Annotated in this window: 6 protein-coding genes; 2 read left to right on the forward strand and 4 right to left on the reverse strand. The window is 34.2% G+C overall.

Annotation, left to right across the window (positions count from 1 at the left end):
* A partial coding sequence (locus DIU01_RS04190) for a reprolysin-like metallopeptidase (protein WP_290831991.1) occupies positions 1-2,512 on the forward strand: 2,512 nt, incomplete at its 5' end.
* Between the two features lie 139 nt (positions 2,513-2,651).
* On the forward strand, positions 2,652-5,336 hold the full coding sequence (locus DIU01_RS04195) for a reprolysin-like metallopeptidase (RefSeq protein WP_290831992.1): 2,685 nt from the start codon (positions 2,652-2,654) through the stop codon (positions 5,334-5,336).
* A gap of 66 nt (positions 5,337-5,402) precedes the next feature.
* Here the strand turns inward: DIU01_RS04195 and DIU01_RS04200 are convergent, their stop codons facing one another.
* The 4 genes from DIU01_RS04200 to DIU01_RS04215 form a co-directional block, all read right to left on the reverse strand.
* A complete protein-coding gene (locus DIU01_RS04200; RefSeq protein ID WP_290831993.1) occupies positions 5,403-5,951 on the reverse strand; it encodes a hypothetical protein in 549 nt (182 codons plus the stop codon).
* 41 nt (positions 5,952-5,992) lie between these two features.
* A complete protein-coding gene (pth, locus tag DIU01_RS04205; RefSeq protein ID WP_290831994.1) occupies positions 5,993-6,613 on the reverse strand; it encodes an aminoacyl-tRNA hydrolase in 621 nt (206 codons plus the stop codon).
* A gap of 204 nt (positions 6,614-6,817) precedes the next feature.
* Positions 6,818-7,420, reverse strand: coding sequence for a 50S ribosomal protein L25/general stress protein Ctc (locus tag DIU01_RS04210; protein WP_290831995.1), 603 nt, complete (start codon positions 7,418-7,420; stop codon positions 6,818-6,820).
* A gap of 110 nt (positions 7,421-7,530) precedes the next feature.
* Positions 7,531-8,472 carry a ribose-phosphate pyrophosphokinase gene (locus tag DIU01_RS04215; RefSeq protein ID WP_290831996.1) on the reverse strand — a complete coding sequence of 314 codons (942 nt, stop codon included), beginning with the start codon at positions 8,470-8,472 and terminating at the stop codon, positions 7,531-7,533.
* Between the last annotated feature and the right edge of the window lie 265 nt (positions 8,473-8,737).

Here is an 8,737-nt window from a genome sequence, read left to right on the forward strand (position 1 = left end):
CTTGAATGCTTTCAAATCATTAATTCAAAATGCTCCAAATGATTTGTCAGGAATTACATCAAATGTGGTTGTTCCTTTTCCAAATTCGAATGGCGTTATTGAAAATTATATTGTTTACGATGCTCCAGTAATGGAAGAAGGTTTGGCAATTAAATTTCCAGGCATAAAATCGTACATCGCAAAAGGAATTAACAATCCAAAAACTACGTTGCGTTTTAGTGTGACCGAATTTGGGTTACACGTTATGTCGGTTTCTGGTGATTTAGGTACATATTACATTGACACTTACACAAAGGATTTGAATAACTATATTGTTTATAACAGAAAAGATATAACAAGTCCAAGAAACTTTGGTTGTTTAACTGATGAAAGTGAATTAACATTAGATCAAGGTAAATTTTCTACTAATGAAACTATGATTAATGATGGTAATTTTAGACAATATCGTTTAGCTATTACTTGTACAGTTGAGTATGCTGCTTTCCATTTAACAGCGGCTGGAACTCCAGCTTCAGCAACTTTAGCACAGAAAAAAGCAGTCGTATTATCAGCAATGGTTGTTAGTATGACAAGATTAAATGGTGTTTACGAAAGAGAAATGTCTTTAAGAATGAATCTTATAGCTAACAATGATTTAATTATTTTTATCGATTCGGATGCGTTTACAAATTCTCCAGCGATGATTAATGAAATTCAAACAGTTGTTGATACAGCAATTGGATCGGCTAATTATGACATGGGTCACGGTTTTTGTACTACCGATTCAGGAGTTGCACAACTTTCATCTGTTTGTAATAATACTGGTACAAATGCAAACGGTAAAGCAAGAGGAATTACAGGTCAATTAAATCCAGTAGGAGATCCATTTGATATTGACTATACCGCTCATGAAATGGGACACCAATGGGGTGCATCTCATACACAAAATAATAATTGTAATCGTTCGCCAGATTCAGCTTATGAGCCAGGTAGTGCAAGTACAATAATGGGTTATGCGGGTATTTGTGCGCCTAACGTTCAAAGTAATTCTAATGATTATTTCCACGCGAGAAGTATTTTACAAATGACAACCTTTGTTTTAAGTGGTGGTACTTGTGGTGCGGTTACTGCGAACGGAAATACAGCACCTGTTGTTCAAGCCGGTGTAGATTATACTATTCCAAGAGGTACAGCTTTTATTTTAAAAGGTGCTGCAACTGATGCAAATGGTGATGCATTAACTTATTGCTGGGAACAATATAACCTCCAAACCGCTGCTTCAACAACGCCACCTTTAAGTACTGCAACTACAGGTCCAAACTTTAGATCGGTATCACCAAGCGCTTCACCAAATAGATACATGCCAAGGTTTGCTGATGTTTTGCAAGGAAATTTAACGCCGACTTGGGAAGTTGTTCCTAATGTGGCTAGAACTATGAATTTTGCTTTAACAGTTAGAGATAATAGAGCAGGTGGTGGAATGACCAACAGAGATGATATGGTTGTAAACGTTGCTACCGTTGGACCATTCCAAATTACTAGTCCAAGTGTAGATAATACATCATGGCCAGTTGGTTCAACTCAAACTATAACATGGGACGTTGCAGGAACAACTGCAAATGGAATCAATACTGCCAATGTAAATATTTTAATTTCTACGGATGGTGGAACTACATTTAATACATTAGTTGCAAATACACCTAATGATGGTTCTCAGGTAATAACTGCGCCAGGTACAGCAACGCCAAATTGTAGAATTATGATTGAAGCTGTTGGAAATATATTCTATGCACTTTCTAAAAATATTGCAGTTGGATATGTAATATCAAATACTTGTAATACTTATACAATGAATACTGGTTTTGCCATTCCAGATAATACTACAGCGTATACTTTCAGTTCAATTAATGTGCCAACAACATCAAATATTTCAGATGTAAACTTAGCTGTAAATTTAACACATACTTATGTTTCTGATCTTCAAGTTGTTTTAGAAGGACCAATGCTTCCAACAACGCAATCAACAGTTTTCAATAGATCTTGTACAAGCAATGATAATATTAATGCAACATTTGATGACCAAGGTGCTGCTTTAGTTTGTGCCCCAACTATAACAGGTACTGTAGTTCCAGCATCATCCTTGTCGGTATTTAATGGTTTAAACCCAAATGGGAACTGGCGTGTTGGTGTAAGAGATTTAGCTGCGGATGACACTGGAAATGTTGTTTCTTATACTTTAACAGTTTGTGGTCAAACAGCTGCATTAGCCTTAGAAAATTTCGGTTTAGATAACTTTAGTTTGTATCCAAACCCAAACAACGGAACTTTTAATATTAAATTTAATTCATCTTCAAACAATGAAATTAAAGTGGGAGTTGTTGATATGAGAGGTAGACAAATTTTTAATAAATCGTACTCTAATACGGGTTTAATTGATCAAAATCTACAATTAGACAGTGTTCAAGCTGGAGTGTATCTTGTAACTGTTCAAGATGGAAACAGAAAAGAGGTTAAGAAAATTGTTGTAGAATAATTTTCAAATATCTAAATAAAAAAAGGGTTCGCAATGCGAATCCTTTTTTATCTATAATTCAGAATAACTTAGAATTTGTTAAAATTTATTTAAAATGAACAATATTTTATAGATTTGCTAAAATTAAACTCAAATAAATATGAAAAAGAAATTACTCTTTTCAATTGCTCTAACCGTTGTTTTCTTTTCAGGGTTTTCACAAAATCTTTGGAATAAAACTACAGAAGAGCGATTAAGTACATTGACTAAATTTGATCGTGCTACAGTACCAACTGAATTCAACTTGTATTCGCTTGACTTGAATGCTTTCAAATCATTATTACAAAATGCTCCAAATGACCAATCGGGAATTACTTCAAATGTTGTTGTTCCTTTTCCAAACTCTAATGGAGTTATTGAAAATTATATTGTTTATGATGCTCCTGTAATGGAGGAAGGATTGGCAATTAAATTTCCTGGAATTAAATCTTACATTGCAAAAGGTGTTGATAATCCAAAAACTACATTACGTTTTAGTGTAACTGATTTTGGATTACATGCCATGTCAGTTACTAGTGATTTAGGTACTTATTACATCGATACTTATACTAAAGACTTAAACAACTATATCATTTATAATAGAAAAAATATAGTGAGTCCTAGAAGTTTTGGTTGTCTAACAAATGAAAGTGAATTTTCATTAGATCAAGGTAAATTCTCTACAGACGAAACGATGATTAACGATGGTAACTTTAGACAATATCGTTTAGCTATTGCTTGTACAGTGGAGTATTCTGCTTTCCATTTAAATGCTGCTGGAACTCCAGCTTCTGCAACTTTGGCACAGAAAAAAGCAGTTGTATTATCGGCAATGGTTGTAAGTATGACCAGATTGAATGGTGTTTATGAAAGAGAAATGTCTTTAAGAATGAACCTTGTTGCTAACAACAATTTAATTATTTTTATTGATGCAGATGATTTCACAAATTCACCTGCTATGCTTGATGAGATTCAGCCAATAGTTGATTCAGCAATTGGATCATCTAATTATGATATTGGTCACGGTTTTTGTACCACTGATTCTGGGATAGCTCAACTGGGCTCTGTTTGTGGAAGTGGTAAAGCTAGAGGAATAACAGGTCAACTAAGTCCAGTAGGAGATCCATTTGATATTGACTATACAGCTCACGAAATGGGACACCAGTGGGGTGCATCTCATACACAAAATAATAATTGTAATCGTTCAGCAGATTCAGCTTATGAACCAGGAAGTGCAAGTACTATAATGGGTTATGCTGGAATATGTGCGCCTAATGTGCAAAGCAATTCTAATGATTATTTTCATGCTAGAAGTATTTTTCAAATGAGTGCATTTGTACTTGGCGGTGGAGCGTGCGCAACAGTTACTGCTAACGGAAATACAGCTCCTGTAGTTCAAGCTGGTGTAGATTATACTATTCCAAGAGGTACAGCTTTTGTTTTAAAAGGCGCTGCAACTGATGCCAATGGTGATGCTTTAACTTATTGCTGGGAACAATATAACCTCCAAACCGCTGCTTCAACAACGCCACCTTTAAATACAGCAACTACAGGTCCAAACTTTAGATCAGTTTCTCCAAGTGCTTCGCCAAATAGATATATGCCAAGATTTGAAGATGTTTTACAAGGGAATTTAGCTCCAACATGGGAAGTTGTTCCTAACGTTGCTAGAACTATGAATTTTGCATTAACTGTTAGAGATAATAGAGCAGGTGGTGGAATGACAAACAGAGATGATATGGTTGTAAATGTTTCTAGTGTTGGGCCATTTATAGTTACAAATCCAAGTGTTGAAAATACATCGTGGTCTCCAGGATCAACACAAACTTTAACATGGGATGTTGCAGGTACAACAGCAAACGGTATTAATACAGCAAACGTAAATATTTTAGTGTCTACAGATGCTGGTGCTACATTTACAACACTATTGGCTAATACGCCTAACGATGGAACACAATCTGTTACAATGCCAAGTGTTTCTGCGCCTTATTGTAGAATTATTGTTGAGTCTGTAGGTAATATATTTTATGCAGTATCAAAATCATTTTCTTTAGGATATCAAGTAAGTACTGTTGTGACTTGTAATAATTATACAGCTTCGCCGGCTACGCCAATTACAGCTCAAGATCCACTATCATGGCAAATTGTTGGTCAGGTTTCAGTGCCAGATAATTTTGTTATTTCTGATATGAATGTTTCTTTAAATATTACACATACAAAAATTAATGATTTATATGTTGGTGTATTGCCTCCAGGTGCTACAACAGTTGGACAAATCCGAATTTTGTATCAACAAGGATGCTCATCATTTTTATCAAGTAATATGGTTACTACTTTTGATGATGCTGGTGCAAATCTTAATTGTGCAGGTATAGCAGGTTCAAATACTTACAAACCATTAAATACTTTAAGCGCTTTTAACGGAACAAGTTCATTAGGAAATTGGAGAATTGCAATTGCAGACGTTGCAGTTCCAAATGACGGAACATTAAACAGTTTTACATTTAATATATGTTCATCTACAACGACTGTGACATTAGCAAACGATGATTTCGAAATTAAAGATTTTGTGGTTTATCCAAATCCAAATAATGGAGATTTCAATGTGAAGTTCAGTTCTAATTCAAATGAAGAAATTAAAATTGCAGTTCATGATATGAGAGGAAGAGAAATCTTCAATAGATCTTATGCTAATACTGGTTTTATTGATCAAAATTTACAATTGGATGATGTTCAAGCTGGTGTTTATCTTGTAACTGTTCAAGATGGAAATAGAAAAGAAGTTAAGAAAATTGTTGTTGAGTAATCGCAATGACTTATAGAAAAAGCCCAACATTTGTTGGGCTTTTTTGTTGTTTATAATTTACTAAGCTTAATTTTTGATTGTATAGTTTATAGTTTTTATTGTTTGTGGAACTTCACTAACTGTAAAATCTAATTTAAATTGAATTTGATTGTTTTTGTTTTCTAGCTCAAGATTGCCTTTACCAACTTTGTAAAAACCAGTTTGACCTCGGCAGAAGCAGAAGCGTCCGTAAAGCATTTTGGTACTTTGTAAAGTAAAATCGTTTTTGTTAATTACGGGTTCTGAATTGTCTATTTCAAAAACTATTTCTTCGCGATAGTCAGCATCTTGTAATCCTTTTGGAACGTTTCTTTCGTATTTATAAATGATAATCGATTTGTCTGCATTGTCTTCGGCGCTGTAATAAACGGCTCCGATTTCATCGGTTAACACGTTCATGCTTTTGTTTTTTAAAACTTGAACGGTACATTTCCCATCCGTTGGGCAATCTGAGTTAATCGTTGACACAGTTTCTATCGTATTTAAATTAGCCTCTTTTTCTTTTGATGCCGTAGTTTTATTTGTGCAACAGCACGAGGTTAAAACTGCTATCGGAATAATAAGTAATTGTTTCATTTTAAATTGTTTAAAAAAATAAAGGTACTAAAATAGATTTATTATTTACCATTAAATGTGTTCATAGTTTCATTTAATCCTGCTAAAGCAAATGATGTAATGATTTCTGAAGCCAATTCTAATCGTTCTTTTAAGTTGGTTTTTTCTTCTTCGCTCCATTCGCCAAGAACGTAATTTACTTGTTGTCCTTTTTTGAATTGGTCGCTTATCCCGAATCTGAAACGTGGATATTCGGTTGAATTTAATAGCAGTTGGATGTTTTTTAATCCGTTGTGGCCGCCATCACTTCCTTTGGTTTTTATTCTTATGGTTCCAAAGGAAAGGTTTAAATCGTCAGTAATTATAAGAATATTTTCTTTAGGAATATTTTCTTTTTCCATCCAATATTTCACTGCTTTTCCGCTTAGGTTCATGAAGGTGTTTGGTTTTAAAAGAAGCAAGCTTCTTCCTTTAATTTTAAATTCGGCTACATCACCCAATTTTGCAGTTTGAAAGTTTATACTTTCTTTTCTAGCAAAATGGTCTAGTATTTTAAAGCCGATGTTGTGGCGCGTATTTACGTAATCTATGCCAATATTGCCTAAGCCAACGATAAGGAATTTCTTCATTGGGTCTATAATTTCTTGTTCTTTTTTATGGAATAATTTTGAAAACCAATTCATGTGGTAAAAGTAAGATATTTGTTTTAAACGTGAAACTTTGTGCAAATGGATTACTAACTAACCCTGATTGCAATGGAATCTCGTCTTTTGGGACGAGATGGAATGTAAAGCAGGAATAAGGATTGCTAGAATGCCCGAGCGGTTCGTTCCTAAATAAAAAAAGCACCAGTTTCCTGATGCTTTCTTGTAGTGTATTTAAAGAAATTATTTTTTCTTTTTTGCTCCTTTTTCTGCTTTTGCAGCTTCTTGAGCAGCTTTCATTGCAGCACGAGAGATCTTCACTTGAGCTACAACTGTATTGTCTGGGTGCATTAATTTGAAATTATCTGCAGCTAATTTAGTTACATATAATTTGTTACCCATTTGCAATTCTGAAATGTTTGCTTCAACGAAATCTGGAAGATTTTTTGGTAAAGCTTTCACTTTTAATCTTCTTTGATTTAAGTTTAACACACCTCCTAAAAGTACACCTGGAGAAGTTCCTGTAATTTTAACTGGTACTTCCATGATGATTTCTTTGTCATCACTTAATTGGAAGAAGTCAATGTGTAAAATTGCATCACTTACTGGGTGAAACTGAATGTCTTGAAGAATTGCGTTGTAAGTTTTTCCATCCAAATCAATGGCAACTGTGTGCGCATTTGGAGTGTAAACCAAACTTTTGAAAGCTTTTGTTTCTGCTTGAAAATGTACTGGTTGACTTCCTCCGTAAATAACGCAAGGAACCATTCCAGCATTACGTACCGCTTTGGTTGCTACCTTGCCCACGCTTTCTCTTTCTGATCCTTTAATTGAAATTGATTTCATTGTAAAATATATAATTAATAAAAAATTACTTGTTTGGGGTTTGTGGTTTTTAGTTTGTTGTTATCTTGGCGTAAACCATAAACTTTGAACTATAAACTACAAACTTCATTCTACATCAGGAATTTTCCGCTGATGGAATTGTTGTGTTGTACCATGTGCATTACTTCTGCAAAAAGTGGTGCACAACTCACTACTTTTATTTTTTTGGATTCTTTCTTTAACGGAATAGAATCGGTAACTATTAATTCTAATAATTTAGAATTTTCTATTTTTTCGTAAGCTTCACCCGATAAAATAGCGTGTGTACAAATTGCTCTTACGCTTAATGCACCTTTTTCTATCATTAAATCGGCTGCTTTTGCTAATGTTCCTCCTGTGTCGATCATGTCGTCTACAAGAATGATGTTTCTACCTTTTACATCACCAATCAATTCCATGGTGTCAATAACGTTGGCAACTTTTCTTTGCTTGTAACAAATTACTACATCAGATTCTAAAAATTTAGAGTAGGCGTAGGCTCTTTTAGAACCACCCATGTCTGGTGATGCAATTGTTAAATTGTCTAAACCTAAACTTTCTACATAAGGTAAGAATATCGTTGAGGCAAACAAGTGGTCTACTGGTTTTTCGAAGAAACCTTGAATTTGATCGGCATGTAAATCCATGGTCATAATTCTAGTTGCTCCGGCAGTTTCTAATAGTTTTGCTACTAGTTTTGCTCCAATCGGCACTCTTGGTTTGTCTTTTCTATCTTGTCTTGCGTATCCAAAGTAAGGAATTACCGGAGTTATGTGTCTTGCTGAAGCTCTTTTAGCAGCATCAATCATTAACAAAAGTTCCATTAAATTGTCTGCGCTAGGAAATGTAGAGCACACAATAAAAACGCGTAATCCTCTTATTGATTCTTCATAAGAAGGTTGAAATTCACCATCACTATATTGAGAGAACGTAACTTTACCTAACGGAATTCCATAGTTTTGAGCTATTTGTTCTGCTAAGTGTACACTTTGAGAACACGCAAATATTTTTGCTTCTGGTTCTAGATGTGACATTTTAATTTGTTGTTTTGTTCCGATGTGTTTTGTACAATTTGACTTTTAATTATAATAAAAGTTTTGTTTGTATAAATACCTCGGATGTAGTTAGTTAGTTGTGCTTCGAATTAACGAGGTGCAAATTTAGAAATAAAATCCGAGTCTGAAAGGATATTTTTAACTATTTTCTTGAAAATGTGATTAAAAATTATTTACATTTGCAGTCTCGAAATTATAAATAGTCATTTTGTCCATGCCCGGATGGCGGAATTGGTAGACGCGC

It is taken from the genome of Flavobacterium sp., assembly GCF_003525665.1.
Classification (GTDB): Bacteria; Bacteroidota; Bacteroidia; order Flavobacteriales; family Flavobacteriaceae; genus Flavobacterium.